Origin of the sequence: Geodermatophilus sp. FMUSA9-8 (assembly GCF_037034165.1) — a bacterium.
Taxonomy (GTDB): Bacteria; Actinomycetota; Actinomycetes; order Mycobacteriales; family Geodermatophilaceae; genus Geodermatophilus; species Geodermatophilus nigrescens.
In genome coordinates, this window is the sequence record NZ_JBAGKE010000005.1 from 254586 (window position 1) to 273074 (window position 18489).

Here is an 18489-nt window from a genome sequence, read left to right on the forward strand (position 1 = left end):
GTGTCTCCGGGAGTCGTGGGCGGCTCGGGGACACCAGGAACGTCGGTCGACGCGGCCGGCGGTGGACCCCAGAATACCCCGTCCGCGCCGAACGCCCTGCTCGCGACGGCGGGGACGGTCACCGGCCGGGCGTCACCAGGCCGGACTCGTAGGCGAACGCGACCGCCTGCACGCGGTCCCGCAGACCCAGCTTCAGCAGTACCCGGCTCACGTGCGTCTTGACCGTCGCCTCGCCCAGGTAGAGGCGGGCGGCGATCTCGGCGTTGGACAGCCCGGCGGCGACCAGCGCCAGCACGTCGGTCTCCCGCTCGGTGAGCTGCGCGAGCTCGGCGGCGCGGCCGGGGTCGGGCGCCGGCGCGGCGGCGAAGGAGCGGATCACCCGCAGGGTCACCGCCGGGTCGAGCAGGCCCTGCCCGGCCGCGACGGTGCGCACCGCCGCCACCAGGTCCTCCGGCGGGGCCACCTTGAGCAGGAAGCCGCTGACCCCGGCGCGCAGGGCGGCGGCCACGTACTCGTCCTCGTCGAACGTGGTGAGGACGACGACCCGCGTGCGCGCGCCCGACCCGACGATGCGCCGCGCGGCCTCCAGCCCGTCCATGCCGGGCATCCGCACGTCGAGCAGGACGACGTCGGGCTCCAGCTCGGTGACCGCGCGGACGCCCGACGCGCCGTCGCCGGCCTCGCCGACCACCTCGATGTCCGGCTCGGCGGCCAGCACCATCCGCAGCCCCGTGCGGATCATCGACTGGTCGTCGACCAGCACCACCCGGATCGTCACGCGCCCACCGCCGCGGGCGGGACGGCGGCCGGCGCCGGGACGGGGAACCCGGCGCGCACGCGGTAGCCGCCGCCGCGCACGGGGCCGACGTCGAGGTCGCCCCCGGCGACGGCCACCCGCTCGCGCATGTGCAGCTGCCCGTGGCCGCCGGGCGCCGTCGGCGGCTGCGGGACCCGCGGGCGGCCGTCGTCGGTGACCGTGACGGTCACCCGGCCAGGCGTCCAGGCGACCTCGACGCGGGTGGCGGCCGCGCCCGCGTGCCGGACGACGTTGGACAGCGCCTCCTGCACCACCCGCACGGCCGCGACGTCGACCAGCTGTGGCAGCTCGGCCGGCTCCCCGGTGACCACCAGCTCCACCGGCATCCCGCCCGCCCGCAGCTCCGCGAGGACGGCGTCCAGGCGCGACAGCGACGGCTGCGGGGCCGGGTCGCCGGCGCCGGACTCGCGCAGGATCCCGACCACCCGGCGCATCTCGTCGACCGACTCCCGGCCCAGCCGCTCGAGCCCCAGCAGCACGTCCTGGGCCTCGGGGTGGTCGGGCAGCAGCCGCCGCAGCCCGCCCATCTGCAGCACCATCACGCTGACCGCGTGGGCGACCGAGTCGTGCACCTCGCGCGCGATGCGGGCGCGCTCGGCCACCACGGCGGCGCCGGCCACGGCCTCCTGCTGCTCGGCCAGCCGGGCGGCGAGCACCTGCAGCTCCCGCGCTCGCTCGCGGGATTGGCGCACCAGCAGGCCGACGCCCCAGGCGGTGCCGGTGACGACGACGTAGAAGACGCTCTCCCAGGTCGAGGGGCCGAACACCAGCCCGGCGACCACCACGACGAGCGTGGCCGACACCGCCGCGCGCAGCCCGCGGCGCACCGGCAGGACCGCGGCCGCGTGCCCGACGAGGACGGCCATCCCGATGAGCTGCGCGCCGCCGGGGCCGGGCGTCCCGAGGGCGTGGTTGCCGAGCACGCTGAGCGCCCCGGCGACCGCGGCCGCCTCCGGCCACCGCGTGCCCAGCGCCACGACCGCGCCGACGGCGACGCCCGGCAGCGCGGTGACCAGAGGGAAGCGGAACGTCTCGTCGATCGCCGTCTCCACCCCCGAGAGCACCGCGAGCAGCGCGCCGAGGGCCGGCCACACGAGCCGGCGGGCGGAGGGGGACGAGGTCCAGCGGGGCACGGCGAGCACGGTAGGGGCGGGCGGGTGCGGGCGGGATCCCCCGCGCGGCCGATCGACGGGGGCCTGTCCATCCGCCGTGCGGCGGAGCCCGGTCGGTCCGCGACGGCGGACGTGCCGGGTGCCCCTCCGGCCCGAGAGTCCTCGCCGACGCACCGACCGATGCGGTGCCCGACCCGACGAGGACCGATGACCACCTCCCCGCTCCCCACCCGCACCACCGCCACCGCCGAGCGCCCGGCGCGCGGCACCGGCCCGCTGATGCTCACGCTCGCCGGCGGCGCGCTCGTCGCGGGTTCCCTGCTCTACGTCGCCGGCATGGTGACGTCCCCGCCTCAGGACTCCCCCGCCGCAGCCGACTACATCGCCGCCCTGGGCCGCGACGAGGGCCGCACGACGCTGTCGGCGATGCTCCTGCACTACGGCAACATGGCGCTGGCCCTGGCCTGGCTGGGCGTCCCGGCGCTGGTCCGCGGCCGCCGGGGGCGCGTCCCCACGGTCGTCGGGGCGCTGATGTCGGCCATCGGCCTGGTCACCGTGGCCGGCTTCGTGCTCTACGACTACTGGACCGGCGCCATCGGCCGCGAGCTCGACCCGGCCACCGCGCTCGGGCTGTACGACGCCGTGGGCGCCAACGCCGGCGTGGGCGTCGTCGGGCTGCTGACGCTGTTCGGCCTGCTCGGCCCGATCGTCGGCTACGCGGGCCTGGCCCGGGCCGGCGTCACCGGATGGTGGCTGCTGCTGCCGGCGGTCGGCTGTCTGGTGGCCTCCGCGGTGATCCCCTTCTCGCCGGCGGTCCACGGCGCCCTGGCGCTGGTCGGCGCCGTCCCCACGGTCGTCGTCGGGCTGCGGATGATCGCCCGCACCCGGGCCGAGGCCGCCGCCTGAGCCGGGATCAGGGGACCTGATCGTGGCGCCTCCTCCCCCACGTCCCACCGTGAGGGAGGAGGCGCTGCCGTGCGGGAGGACCCGCTCAGCCCTCGGCGAGCTCCGCGGCGGCCAGCCAGTCGCTCTCCACCTGGTCCTTCTCGGCCAGCAGGGTCCGCAACCGGACGTCGAGCTCCATCACCCGCGCGTGGTCGGTGGCCGCGGCGGCGAGGTCGGCGTGCAGCCGCTCCTCCTCCGCGGTCAGCTTCTCCAGCCGCCGCTCGAGCCGCGCGGCCTCCTTGCGGGCGGCGCGCACCTCCGACGCCGACGGGCCCGCCGGGGCGGGTGCCGCGGCCGCTCCGCCGGCGGGCGCCGGACCCGAGCCGGCCGAGGGCAGCGCGGCCTCCCCGGCGGCCCGGCGGGCGAGGTACTCCTCCACCCCGCCGGGCAGCGCGGCGAGCGACCCGTCGCCCATCAGCGCCACCACCGAGTCGCAGACCCGGTCGACGAAGTAGCGGTCGTGGCTGACCACCAGCACCGTGCCGGGGAACCCGTCGAGCAGGTCCTCGAGCTGGGTCAGCGTGTCGATGTCGAGGTCGTTGGTCGGCTCGTCGAGCAGCAGCACGTTCGGCTCGGCCATGAGCAGCCGGAGCAGCTGCAGCCGGCGCCGTTCGCCGCCGGACAGGTCGCCGACCGGCGTCCACTGCCGCGACGCCGGGAAGCCGAAGCGCTCGGCGAGCGAGGACGCCGAGATCTCCTGGTTGCCGATCCGCGCGATCCGGGCGACCTCCTGCACCGCCTCGAGCACCCGCAGCCGGGCGGGCAGCTCGGTGACGTGCTGGGACAGGTAGGCCGGCGCCACCGTCTGCCCGCGCACCACGGAGCCGCGGTCGGGCTCGACCTCCCCCACCAGCATCCGCAGCAGCGACGTCTTGCCCGCGCCGTTCACCCCGACGACGCCGATCCGGTCGCCCGGGCCGACGTGCCAGGTCAGGTCGGAGAACAGCGGCCGCGGCCCGGCCTCAGACCGCACCGCGTAGTCGACGTCCTCGACGTCGTAGACCGTCTTCCCGAGCCGGCGCGCGGCGAAGCCCTTGAGCTGCATCGTCTCCCGCGGCGGCGGCTCGTCGGCGATGAGCGCCTCGGCGGCCTCGATGCGGAAGCGCGGCTTGCTGGTGCGCGCCGGCGGGCCCCGGCGCAGCCAGGCGAGCTCCTTGCGCACCAGGTTGAGGCGGCGCTCCTCGGTGGCCGCCGCGACGCGCGCCCGCTCGGCGCGGGCCAGCGTGTAGGCCGCGTAGCCGCCCTCGTAGGCGTGCACCGCTCCGTCGGCGACCTCCCACGTCTGCGTGCACACCTCGTCGAGGAACCACCGGTCGTGGGTGACGACCACCAGCGCCCCGACCCGCCGCTTCACGAAGTCGGCGAGCCAGGCGACGCCCTCGACGTCGAGGTGGTTGGTCGGTTCGTCGAGGACGAGCAGGTCCAGCGGGCGGATCAGCTGCGCGGCCAGCGCCACCCGCCGCCGCTCGCCGCCGGACATCGGCGCGACGGGCGAGTCGAGGCCCAGCCGGTCGAGCTCCAGGCCGGTGAGGACGCTGCGGACGGCCGGGTCGGCGGCCCACTCGTGCTCGGCGGCGAACAGCGTCGGGGGCAGGACGACGTCGCGGACGGTCGCGCCCGGCGGCAGCGTCCCGGACTGGTCGAGGACGCCGACGGCGAGGTCGCCGCGCTGCGTGACCCGCCCGCTGTCGGGCTCCTCCCGGCCGGTGAGGACGCCGAGCAGCGTGGACTTGCCGCTGCCGTTGCGGCCGACGACGCCGATGCGCTCGCCGGACGCGACGCCGAGGGAGACGTCGTCGAGCAGCACGGTGGTGCCGTGCGCCTTGGACACCCGCTCGAGGTTGAGCAGGTTCAGCGGGGCGCTCACGGCCGGGCCTGCGTCGTCGGGGGCGTCGTGGAGTGCGTCATCGGGAGACCAGTATCGCCGGGCCGCACTAGTGGACCCCAAGGCGGCCACAAGTGCGGTCCGGAGATTCGTCCCCGGAACACCCCGGGTCCACGGGGGCGAGGACTGGAGGACGAGATGAGCATGACGGCAGCGGCCCACGACGCGGCGGTCCCGGCGCCGGCGGCGCCGCGGCTGCGGGCGGTCCCGCCCCTGGCGGAGCCGGCCCCCGCCTCGACGGCGCTGTGGTGGGCGCGGCTGCTGCGCCGCGGCCCCGGCCCGCTCGAGTACTCGCTGGTCGGCGTCAACTCCGACCGCTTCGACGACGGCACCCCGGTGGACATGACCGCCCTCGACGCCCGCGGCCGCCGGCCCGCCGGCTGGCTGGTCGACGTCCGCTACCGCGCCGCCGACCGCCGCGTCGTCCGGGTCGACGTCGTCGAGGACGTCGCCGACCGCTGCCCGCCCATGTGGTTCGCCGAGGTCACCCACGCCACCAGCGCGGTGCCGGCGGCCTCGCTGCTCGCCTTCCGCGGCTCGGCCTTCCGGCCGGGCTCGGTCGTCGCGCCGCACCAGGTCGCCGCCGCGGGCGTCCGGATCACCGACCGGATCGGCGAGGTCCGCTGGTGGATCCGCTCGGGCCTGGTCGACACCGTCTCGGTGGAGCAGGTCTACCGGGGACGGGGCGTGGCCCGCACGCTGGTCACCGTCGCCGAGGGGCTGCGCTCGCTGCGCGGCTGGGCGCCGCTGCGGTCCGACGGCCGGCTCACCGACGCCGGCGCCGCCTGGCTGGAGACGGCACCCCCGGCGTGGGCCCCGCGCCTGTCGGCCCGCACCGAGGTGCTGCCCGACGCCGACGCCGAGCAGGGCCCGACCGGGGTCGCGCGGCTGCTCCGCTGACCCGGCGGGGTGCGGCCGACCTGCGGATCGGTCGTGCCCCGCCTACCGTCGGGCGGGTGCCGGTGCCCGCGGTGACCTGGTCCGAGGTCGAGACCCGGGCACGGACCGTCCCGCTCGGCCCCGTGGTGCGCCGCGGCGGCACCGACCACCTGCTCCTGCGCGGCCTGGTCACCGACTCGCGCCGCGTCGTCCCCGGCGCCCTGTTCGCCTGCGTGCGTGGCACGTCCAGCGACGGGCACCGGCACGCGGGGGCGGCCGCCGCCACGGGCGCCGCGGCGCTGCTGACCGACCGGCCGGTCGACGTCGCGCTGCCGGTGCTGCAGGTCCCGTCGGTGCGCGCCTGCCTCGGCCCGCTCGGCGCGCTGCTGGCCGGCGACCCGGCCGCGGCGCTGCGCCTGGTCGGTGTGACCGGCAGCAACGGCAAGACGACGACGAGCACGCTGGTCCGCGGCGTCCTGGAGGCGGCCGGGACGCCCACCGGCGTCGTCGGCACGCTCGGCGCGGCGGTCGGCCGGCGGTCCCGGGGCACGGCGCTGACCACGCCGGAGGCGCCGGAGCTGCACGAGCTGCTGCGCTGGATGGTCGACGCCGGTGCGCGGCGGGCCGTCGTCGAGGCCTCCTCCATCGCGCTGGACATGGGCCGCATCGACGGCCTGTGCTTCGACGTCGCCGTCTTCACCGGGTTCGAGGAGGACCACCTCGACCACCACGGCACGATCGAGCACTACTGGGCGAGCAAGGCGCGGCTGTTCGGACCGGACCGGGCGGCGGCCGGCGTCGTGGTCGTCGACGACCCGTGGGGACGGCGGCTGGCCGACCAGGCGCCGGTGCCGGTGACCCGGGTGGGCGCGGCGGAGGACGCCGACGTGCGCGTGCTCGGCTGGCGCACCGGCGCGGCCGGCACCGAGGTGCTGCTGGCCGACGACACCGGCGGGCACCGCGTGACCAGCCGGCTGGTCGGGCGGGTGCACGTGTCGAACCTGGCCGCCGCGTGGGCCACCGGCCGGGTGCTCGGCGTGCCGGCCGAGGAGATCGCGGCCGGGCTCGCGGCGGTCGCCCCGCCGCGCGGGCGCAACACGGTGCTGGGTGGGGACGGGCGGCCGGTGGTCGTCGTCGACTACGCGCACACCCCGCGCGCCTTCGCCGCCGCGCTCGCCACCGCCCGCGACCTGCGCGGCCCCGGCGGTCGGGTCCACCTGGTCCTCGGCGCCCGCGGCCGGCGCGACCGGTACAAGCGGCAGGGCCTGGGCGAGTCCGCCCGGGCGGCCGACGTCGTCTGGCTGACCAACGAGGGCAGCCACGGCGAGGACCCGGCGGCGATCATCGCCGAGCTGCGGGTCGGCCTGCTCGGCGGCGGCGCGGCGGTGCGCACGGTGCCCGACCGGCGGGCCGCCATCTCCGCCGCGGTGCGCGCCTCCGGGCCCGCCGACGTCGTCCTGGTCGTTGGCCGCGGGCACGAGACGCGGATGCTCGACACCACCGACCCGCGCGACGCGGTCCACCTCGACGACGCCGAGGTGGCCAACACGGCGCTCATCGCCGAGCACGGCCCGCCGGCCGCCGTCGCGGCGCGGGCCGAGCGCGCCTCCTGACCGCCGGTCCCGGCCGCGCTCGGTCCGGGGCCCCGCGGAGGGAAGACAACGGGCCCCTCCGGCGCTACGGTCTCCACCAGTTGAGAGTTCAACGAAGGAGGCCGGCCATGCCCGCCGTCACCGTCGAGGACACCACCACCCTCCCCCGGGTCCCGCTGCCCGCCCCGCGGACGGTGCGCCGCCGCACGCGGTCGGTCACCACGGCGCCCTCGGGCTTCGAGGGCGAGGGCTTCCCCGTGCGCCGGGCCTTCGCCGGCGTCGACCTGCGCGACCTCGACCCGTTCATCCACATGGACCAGATGGGCGAGGTCGAGTACGCCCCGGGCGAGCCCAAGGGCACCTCGTGGCACCCGCACCGCGGCTTCGAGACCGTCACCTACATCATCGACGGCACCTTCGAGCACGCCGACTCCCACGGCGGCGGCGGCACGATCAGCAACGGCGACACCCAGTGGATGACCGCGGGCGGCGGCGTGCTGCACATCGAGCGGCCGCCGGAGGCGCTGGTGGTCAGCGGCGGGCTGTTCCACGGCCTGCAGCTGTGGGTGAACCTGCCGCGCGCGCAGAAGTGGGTGGAGCCGCGCTACCAGGACCTGCGGGCCCGTGAGTCGGTGCTGCTGGCGAGCCCCGACGCCGGCGCGCTGGTGCGGGTGATCGCCGGCGACGTCGGCGGGCACACCGGCCCGGGCTCCACGTACACGCCGATGGCGATGGTGCACGCGACGGTGGCGCCCGGCGCCTCGCTCGACCTGCCGTGGCGGCCGGACTTCAACGCCCTGGTCTACGTGCTCTCCGGCGCCGGCTCCGTCGGCATCGACGGCGCGCCGGTGCGCACGGGCCAGCTCGCCGTCCTCGGCCCCGGCGACACCGTGACCGTCCGCGGCGCGGTGCACCAGGAGTCGCGCACGCCGGCCCTCGACGTCGTCGTCCTCGGCGGGCTGCCGATCCGCGAGCCGATCGCCATGTACGGGCCGTTCGTCATGAACAGCCGGCACGAGGTCGTGCAGGCCTTCGACGACTTCCGCGCCGGGCGCCTCGGGTCGGTCCCGGCGGTGCACGTGCCGCACGGCGACGTCCGCGGCGAGTCCGGGCAGTGACCCGCTCCCCCGGCGGTGGCCCCCGCGCCGCCGCCGGGGGTGCATGCTGACCGCGCCCCGAAGAGACCGAGGAGCCGCACGTGCCCGTCTTCCCGCCCGTACCGCTGGCCGAGTGGGCCGACACCAAGGAGACCGTGCACCGGTTCCTGCAGGTCGTCGGGAAGCTCCGCCTGGCCAACGCCCCGCGGCGCAACCACTGGTGGCACGTCCCGTTCCACCTCACCGGCCGCGGCCTGACCACCCGGCCGATGGGCTTCGACCCCGTCTTCGCCGTCGACCTCGACCTGGTCGACCACCGGCTGGAGGTCAGCGTCGCCGACGGCAGGCGGGCGTCCTTCCCGCTGCCCGGGCTCAGCGTCGCCGGCTTCTACCGGCAGCTGCAGGCGACGCTGACCGGACTCGGGCTGCCGGCCCACATCGACCGGCCGGTGCCCTTCGACCTGCCCGACCGGACCCCGTTCGCCGAGGACGAGCACCACGCCGCCTACGACCCGGCGCACGTGACCCGCTACTGGGTGGTGCTGGGGCAGGTCGCGCAGGTGCTCGAGGAGTTCGCGGGCCGCAGCTACGCGAAGACGAGCCCGGTGCACCACTTCTGGCACACCTTCGACGTCGCCGTCACCCGCTTCTCCGACCGGCGGGTGGAGCAGCCCGACGCCGTCGACCCGGTCACCCGCGAGGCCTACTCGCACGAGGTGATCAGCGCCGGGTTCTGGTTCGGCGACGACCAGGTGCCCGAGCCGGCGTTCTACTGCTACACCGCGCCGGAACCGGCGGGCCTCACCGAGGAGCCGCTGCGCCCCGCGGCCGCGCGCTGGGTCCCCAGCCGCGGCGCCCACCTCGCGCTGCTCACCTACGAGGACGTGCGGACGGCGGCCGACCCCCGCGCCACCGTGCTGGACTTCCTCAAGAGCGCCCACGCCGCCGGGGCCCGCCGCGCCGGCTGGGACGTCGGCGCACTCCGCTGCCCGTCCGCCCCCGAGCCCCGCTGACACACCCTCGTGGAGGTCCCGTGAGCACGTCCGAACCCCGGCCGACCGCGCGCGCCGTCGGCGGCCTCGACGACACCGCCGCGGGCCCCGCCCTCGACCTGCTGCCGGCGAAGGAGGTCGTGCTCGGTCCCGGCACCCCCGTCCGGCGGCTGCTGCCCACGCTCGGCCGCCGGATGGTGGGCGCCTGGGCGTTCGTCGACCACTACGGCCCCGACGACGTCGCCGCCACCGCCGGGATGCAGGTCACCCCGCACCCGCACACCGGCCTGCAGACGGTGTCCTGGCTGATCGAGGGCAGCGTGCACCACCGCGACTCCCTCGGCAGCGACGTCACCTTCGGCCCGCGGCAGCTCGCGCTGATGACCGCCGGGCACGGCATCGCGCACTCCGAGCAGTCGCCGGTGCCGCACCCGCGGTTCCTGCACGGCGCCCAGCTGTGGGTGGCGCTGCCCGACGGCGCCCGCGACACCGCGCCGGCCTTCGAGCACCACGCGGCGCTGCCGGGCTTCGCCTCCGACGGGCTCACCGCCACGGTGCTCATGGGCTCCTTCGGCGGGGCGACGTCGCCGGGTACGGCGTACTCGCCGCTGGTGGGCGTCGACCTCGACCTCGCCGCCGGGGCCGACGTCGAGGTGCCGCTGGAGCCGGACTTCGAGCACGCGCTGCTCGGCGCCGCGGGCGGGGCCGACGTCGAGGGCGCGCCGCTGGCCCACGGCGCGATGGTCTACCTGGGCACCGGCCGCCGCTCGGTGCGGATCCGGACCGACGCCCCCACCCGGCTGCTCCTGCTCGGCGGCGAGCCGTTCGAGGAGCGCCTGGTCATGTGGTGGAACTTCGTCGGCCGGTCGGGCGAGGAGATCACGGAGTACGCCGAGCGGTGGAACGACGGCGACGCGCGCTTCGGCGCCGTCCCGGGGTTCGGCGAGGACGAGCGCCAGCTCGCGCCGGCCCTGCCGCCGGTACCGCTCAAGGCCCGCGGGAGGGTCCGGTGACCGTCGACGACCGCCTGCTGGGATTCGTGGCCGGGCGCCGCTGGGGCGTGCTGGCCACCGTCAAGCGCGACGGGCGGCCGCAGCTGTCCAACGTCGGCTACGCCTACGACCCGGAGCAGCGGCTCTTCCGGGTGTCGGTGACCGCCGACCGCGCGAAGACCCGCAACCTGCAGGCCGACCCGCGGGTGACCCTGCACGTGTCCTCGGACGACTTCTGGTCCTGGGCCGCCGTGGAGGGCACCGCCGAGCTCACGCCGGTGGCCGCCGACCCGGCCGACGCGACGGTGGACGAGCTGGTGGCCTACTACCGGGCGATCTCCGGCGAGCACGAGGACTGGGACGACTACCGGCGGGCGATGGTCGCCGACCGCCGGCTCGTCGTCCGGTTCACCCCCGACCACACCTACGGCCAGGTCCGCTGACGGCCGGGCCGGCGCGCCCCGTCCGCGCCGGCCCGGACCGCCCGCCCGCACCGCCGGCTCAGCCCTCGGGCGGCAGCTGCATGACCGAGAAGGACGCGCCCCACGGGTCGGTGACCACGGCGAACCGGCCGAACTCGGTGTCCTCGGCGGGGTGGGTGACCTTGCCGCCCGCGGCCTCGACCGCGGCCACCGTGTCGTCGGCTGAGGTCACCGCGAAGCAGGTCGACCAGCCCTTCGGCGCGCCGGGACCGACCGGCCCGAGGCCGCCGAGCGGGCGACCGTCCGTGCTGAACGTGGCGTAGCCGCCCATGTCGGGGAGCTCGTCCCAGGAGAACCCGAAGACGGCGCCGTAGAACGCGCGGGCAGCGGGGACGTCGTCGACGGCGGCCTCGTTCCACACCTGCGCGCCGTGCTCGTCGACCACCTCCGCGCCGGTGTGCGTGCCGGCCTGCCACAGCCCGAAGCCGTTCCCCTGCGGGTCCAGGGCGATGACCATCGTGCCCATCGGCCCGACCGCCATCGGCTCCACGACGACGGTGCCGCCGGCCTCGCGGATCCGGTCGCAGGTGGCCGCCGCGTCGCCCGTCGCGAAGTACGTCGTCCAGGCCGGCGAGTCGTCCGCGTCGGTCAGCGGGCCGAGGCCCGCGGCCTGCGCACCGCCCTTCAGCGCGTTGACGTAGCCGCCGTACTCGGGGCTGTCGGCCGTCCAGTCCCAGCCGAACAGGCGGCCGTAGAACTCCTTCGCCGCGGCGGGGTCGGCGGCGCCGTAGTCGACCCAGCAGGGCGTGCCGTCGGGCCAGGGGGTGTTCCGGGTGGGCATGGCTCCTCCTCGGGAGGTCGGGGAGGGCACCGTCCCACCGGGGACCGACACTCCGGGAGCCCGGGCGCGTCCCGGCTCGGCCCGCCCGTCCTGGCTCGGCTCCGCGCGTCCTGGCTCGGCTCCGCGCGTCCTGGCTCACCGTCGGCGGTGAGCCGGGACGCAGCACGATCAGGCGGCCTGATCGTGCCGCGGGGCGTCAGAAGCGGCCGCCGCCGGAGCGGCCCCGGCTGCCCGAGCCGCCGAAGCCGCCGCCCCGCGGCCGGCCACCGCCACCCAGACCGCCACCGAGGCCGCCGCCCAGCCCGCCGCTGCCGCCGAAGCCCCCGTAGCCGCCGCGCATGCCGCCGGCGAGGATGCCGCCGAGCACGAGGCTGCCCAGGTCGACGCCGCCGCGGCCGCCGCCGTAGCCCGGTCCGTACCCGCCTCGTCCGTACCCGCCGCCGTAGCCACCGCCGTAGCCGCCCTCGCCGTAGCCGGAGGACCAGGTGGCGACGTCGGACTGCGCGTACTGCAGCGCCTGCTGGGCGAGCTGGTCGGCCAACTGCGCCTCGCGCAGTGCTCCCTCGGGGTCCCGCGGGCCCGTGCCGACCGCCGCGTCGAGGTGGCGCTGCGCCTCCGCCAGCCGGGTGCGCGCCTCCGGCCCGACCGCGCCGCGGCGGGTGGCGACGAAGTCGGACGCCGCCGCCACCGACGAGCGGGCGCGCAGCAGCGTCTGGTCCAGCGCGGCGGCGGCCCGGCGGGCGCGGGTCTGCGCGTCGCGGGCCACCGACAGCGCCTGCTCGAGCGCGAGGTCGGCCTCCTCCAGCCGGCGCAGCGCGGTGAGCGGGTCGGGCAGGCCGCCGTCCCCACGCAGCGCCTCGTCGGCGGCGGCCAGCCCCGCCTCGGCGCGGGCCACCTGCGGCCGCAGCCCACCGGCGTCGGGCGTGGAGGCGACCAGCGTGCGGGCCTCGGCGAGGTCCTGCTCGGTCTCCGCGCGCACGGCGGGCAGCCGCGCGGCGGCGTCCTCGAGGTCGCGCTCGAGCCGGGCGACGGCGTCGAGCAGCGTGCCCACCTGCGCCACCGCGTCCTCCGCGGCGCGCAGGTCGCCCACCGCCTCCCCGGACCGGCCGTCGGCGAGCGCCGCGCGCGCCTCGCCGGCCTCGTGCTCGGCGGCGGCCAGCGCCGACCGCGCCTGCTCGAGGTTGCCGGCCACCGGCGCCAGCGCCGAGGCCGCGTACCGGCGCTGCAGCCGCGCCATCCGCTCCTCGTCCTGCGGCAACCGGCCGTGCAGCGCGGTGATCCGCGGGCCGAGGCCGTCGAGCACCTGCGGGGCGTTGCGCTCGAGGTCGCGCAGCTGCCCGAAGGCCTCCGCCTGCTCGTCGAGGCGGGCGTCGGCGGCGCCGGTCAGCTGCAGCATCTCGGTGAGCATGCGGCGCTGGGTCGGTTCGTCCTCGGGCACCTCGTCGTCGAGCTGCTGGCGCAGCGTGAAGGCGCGGGTCAGCTCCTGCCGCGACTGCGCCAGCGCCTCGGTGAACCCCGCGACGGCGGCCTCGCCGTACTGCAGCCGGGCGAAGTCCAGGTCGAGCTGCGAGGTCTTCACCGCCTCGTCGAGGTCGAGCAGGGCGGCGCTGGCCCGGCCCTGCAGCTCCTCGGTGGGCACGCCCGCGTACGGGTCGGGGCGCTCGATGCGGGTGGACGCCGGCGGCTGCGCGGCCGCGCGGCGCCGGCGGGACCGGGAGACCAGGTAGGCGCCGCCCCCGACGACGGCGATGCCGCCGACCACCGCCAGGGTGGCCGCACCCGACCCGCCGCCGGAGCCGTCCCCGGTACCGGAGCCGGTCCCCGCGGCCGCCCCGGCTCCGATCCCGTCGGCGAAGGCCACCGCGGCCGCGCCCCAGTCGCCCGCGGACAGCTCGGGCTCGACGTCCTGCGCGAGGAAGGTGTCGAGGTCGGCGGTCGACTGCGGGAAGGCGTCGTCCACCCAGTAGCCGTACTGCCGGTCGTCGACCGCGACGGCGAGCAGCACGTCGGTGCGGCCGAGCCCGGAGAACTGTGCGGTCCGCGCCGCCCACTCACCGGAGGTGAGGCCGTCGAAGGAGGACACGTAGACGACGAAGGCCTGCGTGCCGTCCTCGGCCTGCCGGTCGTCGACGGCCTGCTGCACCCGGGACAGGGCGCCGGGGTCGAGCGCCCCGACGAGGTCGGTCACCTCGTCGGGCACCTCGAACGGCTGCTCGGCCGACGCCGGCCCGCTCCCGGCCAGCAGCAGGACCGCCGCGACGGCGAGGACCCCCATCAGTCGGCGCACGGACCGACCCTAGGTCGGCGGCCGCGACCCGGCCGGGTAGGACGGGCACCACCGGGTAGGGGGCTCTCGACCCAGCACCGGCACCCCAGGAGGACCCCCGTGAGCGACCCCGACCGCATCCCCGCCGCCCAGCTGCCCCCGGGGACGGTGGGCCGGGCCGGGAAGTGGGCCGTCGGCAACCGCGACGGGGAGTACTTCGCCGTGTCGCGGCGCTGCCGGCACCAGCTCGCCGACCTGTCGAAGGGCAGCCTCGACGAGAACGGCTGCCTCGTCTGCCCCTGGCACCAGGCGAGGTACGACGTCCGCAGCGGCGCCATGGTCGAGGGCCCGCGCGGCCTCCTCGGCTACCACGGGCCCACGCCGGGCTACACGCAGCTCGTCCGCGGCTACGCCCAGGTGCTCAAGCTGAAGGTGAAGAAGGCGCTGCGCCGCGGGGACGACGTCGTCGTGGAGTGACCCTCAGGTGCGCTCGATCGGGGCGTCCAGGCCCTGCACGAGCGCGTCGCTCTCCGGGTTGTCGGCACCCGTCGGGCGGACCGAGACGCCCTGCGTGGCGGCGACCTCCTCGGCCGAGCGCGGGGCCAGCAGCCCGTCGCGGATCTCCTCGGCCCAGTGGCAGCTGACCAGGTGCCCGGGCCCGAGCTCGCGCAGCACCGGCACCTCGTCGTCGCAGCGCGTCTCCTGCCGCCACGGGCAGCGGGTGTGGAACCGGCAGCCGCTCGGCGGGTTCGCCGGCGACGGGAGGTCGCCGGCGAGCAGGATCCGCTCGCGGTCGGCCTCGACCACCGGGTCGGGCACCGGGACGGCGCTCATCAGCGCCCGGCTGTAGGGGTGCAGCGGCTGCTCGTAGAGGACGTCGGAGGGCGCCTGCTCCACCAGCGACCCGAGGTACATGACCCCGACGACGTCGCTGATGTGCCGGACCACCGCGAGGTCGTGCGCGATGACCAGGTAGGTGAGGCCGAGGCGCTCCTGCAGCTCCTCGAGCAGGTTGACCACCTGCGCCTGGACGCTGACGTCGAGGGCGGACACCGGCTCGTCGGCGATGAGCAGGTCGGGCTCCAGCGAGATGGCGCGGGCGATCCCGATGCGCTGCCGCTGCCCGCCGGAGAACTCGTGCGGGTAGCGGCGCAGGGCCGCCGACGGCAGGCCGACGGCGTCGAGCAGCGTCCGGATACGTGCGGCCACACCCTGCCGGCCCCCGCCCATCCCGTGGGCGAGCAGCGGCTCGGACAGCAGCGACTCGACGTTCTGCCGCGGGTCGAGGCTGCCCAGCGGGTCCTGGAAGACCATCTGCATGCGCCGGCGCAGGGTCCGCAGCGGCTCGCCGGACAGCGTCGACACGTCGGTGCCGTCGAAGACGACCCGCCCGCCGGTCGGCTCGACCAGCCGCAGCACGGCGCGACCGAGGGTGGACTTGCCGCAGCCGGACTCCCCCACGAGCCCGTAGGTGGTGCCGCGGTCGATGGCCAGGTCGACGCCGTCGACGGCGCGCACGTGGCCCACCGTCCGGTCGACGAACACCCCGCGCTTGATCGGGAAGTGCACCTGCAGGCCCTCGACCCGCAGCAGCGGCTCGGCGGACGGGACGGCGGTCATCGGGCGGCTCCGGACGCGGTGGCCCCGGCCGGGGTCCGCGGGTACTCGAGGGGGTGGCGGCAGCGCAGCTCGCGGCCCGGGCCGTCGTACTCCAGCGGCACGGTGCTGCCGGCCACCTCGGTGAGGCAGTCGTCCTGGGCGTTGTCGCAGCGGGGCGCGAAGGCGCAGCCCTCGGCCCACGGGATGACGTCGCGGGCGGAGCCGCGGATCGGGTGCAGCGGCGCGCCGCGGGCGCCGTCGAGCCGGGGCACCGACGCCAGCAGCCCGCCGGTGTAGGGCTGGCGCGGCCGGGCGAACAGGTCGTGCCGGTCGGCGGACTCGATGATCCGGCCGCTGTACATGACGTGCACCCGGTCGCACAGCCCGGCGACGACACCGAGGTCGTGGGTGATCATCACCAGCGCCGTCCCGGTGTCGACGACGAGCTCGCGCAGCAGCTCCAGGATCTGCGCCTGGATCGTCACGTCGAGGGCGGTCGTCGGCTCGTCGGCGATGAGCAGCCGCGGCGAGCAGGCCAGCGCCATCGCGATGAGCGCCCGCTGCCGCATGCCGCCGGAGAGCTGGTGCGGGTACTCCTTGAGCCGGCGCGAGGGGTCGGGGATGCCGACGCGGTCGAGCAGCCGGGTGGCCTCGGCGACGGCGTCCTTCTTCGACATCTCGCGGTGCTCGAGCAGGACCTCGGTGACCTGGACGCCGATCGGCACCGTCGGGTTCAGCGAGGACAGCGGGTCCTGGAAGACCATCGCCATGTCGGCGCCGCGCAGCCCCCGCAGCTCGCGGTCCGGAGCGCCGATGAGCTCCTGGCCGTGCAGGCGCACCGAGCCGCCGACCTCGACCCCGCGGCGGGGCAGCAGCCCCATGATCGCCAGCGAGGTGACCGACTTGCCGCAGCCGGACTCGCCGACCAGGCCGACGGTCTCCCCCGGCGCCACGCTGAAGCTGACCCCGTCGACGGCGCGGGTGGGCTGCTCGGCCCGGCGCGTGAAGGTGACCGACAGGTCCTCGACCTCGAGGACGGGCCGCCCGTCCTGGCCGGCGTCCCTCGGGGGCAGTTCCTCGATGGTCAGCGGGCTCACCTCCGGAACTTCGGGTCGAGGGCCTCGCGCAGCGCCTCGCCGAGCAGGGTGAAGCCGAGCGCGACGACGATGATGCAGACGGCCGGGTAGATGGCCAGCTCCGGCCGGACGGACAGGAAGTCCTGCGCGTTGGACAGCATCGCGCCCCACTCAGGCCGGGCGAGGTCGGGGTCGCCGAGGCCGAGGAACGACAGCGCCGCGGCCTCGATGATCGCCGTCGCCAGCGACAGCGTGGCCTGCACGATCACCGGCGACAGCGAGTTGGGCAGCACGTGACCGAACACGATGCGCCGTCGCCGGATGCCCAGCGCCTGGGCGGCCAGGACGTAGTCGCTGCCCCGCTGCGCGAGCATCGAGCCGCGCAGCAGCCGGGCGAACACCGGCACCTGGGTGACCGCGATGGCGATCATCAGCGACCACTGGTTCTGCCCGAGCAGCACCGAGATGCTGATCGCCATCAGCAGGCTGGGGATCGACAGGATGATGTCGACGAACCGCATCACCACGGTGTCGACCCACCCGCCGAACGCGCCGGCGAGGACGCCGAGCGCCATGCCGACGACGACGCCGAGCAGCGTGGACACCACGCCGATGAGCAGCGACTGCCGCGACCCGACGATCAGCCGGGACAGCAGGTCGCGGCCGAGCTCGTCCACGCCGAGCGGGAAGCCCGGCTGCGAACCCGGGATGAAGCCGGGCCGGATCTCCGACAGCAGCGTCTGCGCCAGCGGGTCGCGCGGGGCCAGCAGCGGCGCGAAGGCCGCCACGACCAGGAAGACCACGACGATGACCGCGCCGAGGATCGCCACCGGGTTGCGCCGCAGCCGGCGGAAGGCGCTGCGGGTGAGCGAGACGCCGCCCTCGCCCTCGGGCACCTGACCGGCGCGGGCGGCCAGCTCGTCGATCCGCCGCCGCCGCACGTCTCCGACGGCGCTCATCGGACCCTGACCCGCGGGTCGAGGAGGCCGTACGAGATGTCGACCAGCAGGTTCACCAGCACGTACACCACCGCCAGCATGAGGATGAAGCCCTGCAGGACGGCGAAGTCCCGGGCGAAGATCGCGTCGAATATCGCCGAGCCCACGCCGCCGAACGCGAAGACGGTCTCGGTGAGCACCGCGCCGGAGAGCAGCAGCCCGGTCTGCAGGCCGATCGTCGTCGACACCGGCAGCAGGGCGTTGCGGATGACGTGCCGCCGTCGCACGGTCGCCGTCGCCAGGCCCTTGGCGTTCGCCGTCCGGACGTAGTCCTCGTTGACGACGTCGAGCACCGAGGCGCGGGTGATCCGGACGATGATCGCCAGCGGGATGGTGCCGAGCGCGATGCCGGGCAGCACGAGGTGCAGGAAGGCGTCCCAGGCGGCGTCCCACTCGCGGGTCAGCAGGCCGTCGAGGACGTAGAAGTTCGTGATGCGGGTGGCGTCGATGCGCACCTCCTGCCGGCCGGAGCCGGGCAGCCAGCCCAGCTCGACGGCGAACAGCAGGCGCAGCAGGTAGGCCAGGAAGAAGACCGGGGTGGCGACGCCGAGCAGCGACCCGACCACCGACGTCGAGTCCAGCCAGCTGCCGTGCCGGCGGGCGGCGAGGTAGCCGAGCGGGATGCCGACGCCGATGGCGAAGACCATCGCGAAGAGGGTCAGCTCGATCGTGCCGGGCATCCGCTCGAGGAACTCCTCGGTGACCGGCCGGCCGGTCCGGGCGGAGTTGCCGAAGTCCAGCTGCACGGCCCGCCCGAGGAAGCGCAGGTACTGGACGTAGAGCGGCTGGTCGAGCCCGAAGAGCTCGTTGTACCGGGCGATGGCCTCGGGGGTGGCGCGCTCACCGAGCGCGGCCTGGGCCGGGCCGCCGGGCAGGGCGCGCAGCCAGGCGAAGAGCAGGACCGACAGCCCCAGCAGGATCGGGATCAGCTGCAGGAGCCGGCGGACGACGAAGCGGAGCACGCGGTCGGGTCACC

At 76.4% G+C, this 18489-nt stretch carries 17 protein-coding genes; 8 read left to right on the forward strand and 9 right to left on the reverse strand.

Annotated features, from left to right (window positions below):
* Positions 1-118: 118 nt before the first annotated feature.
* Both WA616_RS12970 and WA616_RS12975 read right to left on the reverse strand, forming a co-directional pair.
* Positions 119-778 (reverse strand): response regulator transcription factor, encoded by a 660-nt coding sequence (locus WA616_RS12970; RefSeq protein ID WP_336030358.1) that lies wholly within the window; start codon positions 776-778, stop codon positions 119-121.
* Complete coding sequence (locus WA616_RS12975; protein ID WP_336030359.1) at positions 775-1950, reverse strand: sensor histidine kinase; 1176 nt, start codon at positions 1948-1950, stop codon at positions 775-777. Before WA616_RS12975 ends, WA616_RS12970 begins: the two co-directional genes overlap by 4 nt.
* Positions 1951-2136: 186 nt before the next feature.
* Here WA616_RS12975 and WA616_RS12980 point away from each other — a divergent pair, with 186 nt between their 5' ends.
* Positions 2137-2835 (forward strand): hypothetical protein, encoded by a 699-nt coding sequence (locus WA616_RS12980; RefSeq protein ID WP_336030361.1) that lies wholly within the window; start codon positions 2137-2139, stop codon positions 2833-2835.
* Positions 2836-2920: 85 nt separating this feature from the next.
* Here WA616_RS12980 and WA616_RS12985 read toward each other — a convergent pair whose 3' ends face one another.
* The gene (locus WA616_RS12985) at positions 2921-4741 is read right to left on the reverse strand and encodes an ABC-F family ATP-binding cassette domain-containing protein (RefSeq protein WP_336030362.1); all 1821 of its coding nucleotides are present in this window, start codon (positions 4739-4741) and stop codon (positions 2921-2923) included.
* Between the two features lie 162 nt (positions 4742-4903).
* Here WA616_RS12985 and WA616_RS12990 point away from each other — a divergent pair, with 162 nt between their 5' ends.
* The 6 genes from WA616_RS12990 (at position 4904) to WA616_RS13015 (ending at position 10754) form a co-directional block, all read left to right on the forward strand.
* A complete protein-coding gene (locus WA616_RS12990) occupies positions 4904-5659 on the forward strand; it encodes a hypothetical protein (protein WP_336030364.1) in 756 nt (251 codons plus the stop codon).
* A gap of 56 nt (positions 5660-5715) precedes the next feature.
* Positions 5716-7251 carry a Mur ligase family protein gene (locus WA616_RS12995; RefSeq protein ID WP_336030366.1) on the forward strand — a complete coding sequence of 512 codons (1536 nt, stop codon included), beginning with the start codon at positions 5716-5718 and terminating at the stop codon, positions 7249-7251.
* A 107-nt stretch (positions 7252-7358) separates the two neighbouring features.
* On the forward strand, positions 7359-8348 hold the full coding sequence (locus WA616_RS13000; protein ID WP_336030367.1) for a pirin family protein: 990 nt from the start codon (positions 7359-7361) through the stop codon (positions 8346-8348).
* A gap of 80 nt (positions 8349-8428) precedes the next feature.
* On the forward strand, positions 8429-9340 hold the full coding sequence (locus WA616_RS13005; RefSeq protein ID WP_336030369.1) for a DUF5996 family protein: 912 nt from the start codon (positions 8429-8431) through the stop codon (positions 9338-9340).
* A 20-nt stretch (positions 9341-9360) separates the two neighbouring features.
* Entirely contained in the window at positions 9361-10332 is a 972-nt protein-coding gene (locus WA616_RS13010) for a pirin family protein (protein ID WP_336030371.1), read from the forward strand.
* Entirely contained in the window at positions 10329-10754 is a 426-nt protein-coding gene (locus tag WA616_RS13015; protein WP_336030372.1) for a PPOX class F420-dependent oxidoreductase, read from the forward strand. Before WA616_RS13010 ends, WA616_RS13015 begins: the two co-directional genes overlap by 4 nt.
* 58 nt (positions 10755-10812) lie before the next feature.
* Here the strand turns inward: WA616_RS13015 and WA616_RS13020 are convergent, their stop codons facing one another.
* Entirely contained in the window at positions 10813-11574 is a 762-nt protein-coding gene (locus WA616_RS13020; RefSeq protein ID WP_336030373.1) for a VOC family protein, read from the reverse strand.
* A gap of 196 nt (positions 11575-11770) precedes the next feature.
* Positions 11771-13861 carry a TPM domain-containing protein gene (locus WA616_RS13025; RefSeq protein WP_336030374.1) on the reverse strand — a complete coding sequence of 697 codons (2091 nt, stop codon included), beginning with the start codon at positions 13859-13861 and terminating at the stop codon, positions 11771-11773.
* A 99-nt stretch (positions 13862-13960) separates the two neighbouring features.
* On the opposite strand from WA616_RS13025, the gene WA616_RS13030 reads away from it, so the two are divergent.
* Entirely contained in the window at positions 13961-14317 is a 357-nt protein-coding gene (locus tag WA616_RS13030) for a Rieske (2Fe-2S) protein (protein ID WP_336030376.1), read from the forward strand.
* A gap of 3 nt (positions 14318-14320) precedes the next feature.
* Here the strand turns inward: WA616_RS13030 and WA616_RS13035 are convergent, their stop codons facing one another.
* The 4 genes from WA616_RS13035 to WA616_RS13050 are packed head-to-tail and all read right to left on the reverse strand — an operon-like array spanning position 14321 to position 18475.
* Entirely contained in the window at positions 14321-15460 is a 1140-nt protein-coding gene (locus WA616_RS13035; protein WP_336030377.1) for an ABC transporter ATP-binding protein, read from the reverse strand.
* On the reverse strand, positions 15457-16536 hold the full coding sequence (locus tag WA616_RS13040) for an ABC transporter ATP-binding protein (protein ID WP_336030379.1): 1080 nt from the start codon (positions 16534-16536) through the stop codon (positions 15457-15459). The genes WA616_RS13035 and WA616_RS13040 overlap by 4 nt, the downstream gene beginning before the upstream one ends.
* On the reverse strand, positions 16533-17474 hold the full coding sequence (locus WA616_RS13045; RefSeq protein WP_073418118.1) for an ABC transporter permease: 942 nt from the start codon (positions 17472-17474) through the stop codon (positions 16533-16535). Before WA616_RS13045 ends, WA616_RS13040 begins: the two co-directional genes overlap by 4 nt.
* Positions 17471-18475: an ABC transporter permease gene (locus WA616_RS13050; protein WP_073418116.1), complete on the reverse strand. Its 1005-nt coding sequence runs from the start codon at positions 18473-18475 to the stop codon at positions 17471-17473. The genes WA616_RS13045 and WA616_RS13050 overlap by 4 nt, the downstream gene beginning before the upstream one ends.
* Positions 18476-18489: the final 14 nt, after the last annotated feature.

What these genes read in the sequence shown, in the direction of transcription:
- WA616_RS12980 (WP_336030361.1), top strand. Translation starts at nt 2,137, where the DNA reads ATGACCACCTCCCCGCTCCCCACCCGCACCACCGCCACCGCCGAGCGC.
- WA616_RS12990 (WP_336030364.1), top strand. Translation starts at nt 4,904, where the DNA reads ATGACGGCAGCGGCCCACGACGCGGCGGTCCCGGCGCCGGCGGCGCCG.
- WA616_RS13000 (WP_336030367.1), top strand. Translation starts at nt 7,359, where the DNA reads ATGCCCGCCGTCACCGTCGAGGACACCACCACCCTCCCCCGGGTCCCG.
- WA616_RS13020 (WP_336030373.1), bottom strand. Translation starts at nt 11,574, where the DNA reads ATGCCCACCCGGAACACCCCCTGGCCCGACGGCACGCCCTGCTGGGTC.
- WA616_RS13035 (WP_336030377.1), bottom strand. Translation starts at nt 15,460, where the DNA reads ATGACCGCCGTCCCGTCCGCCGAGCCGCTGCTGCGGGTCGAGGGCCTG.
- WA616_RS13045 (WP_073418118.1), bottom strand. Translation starts at nt 17,474, where the DNA reads ATGAGCGCCGTCGGAGACGTGCGGCGGCGGCGGATCGACGAGCTGGCC.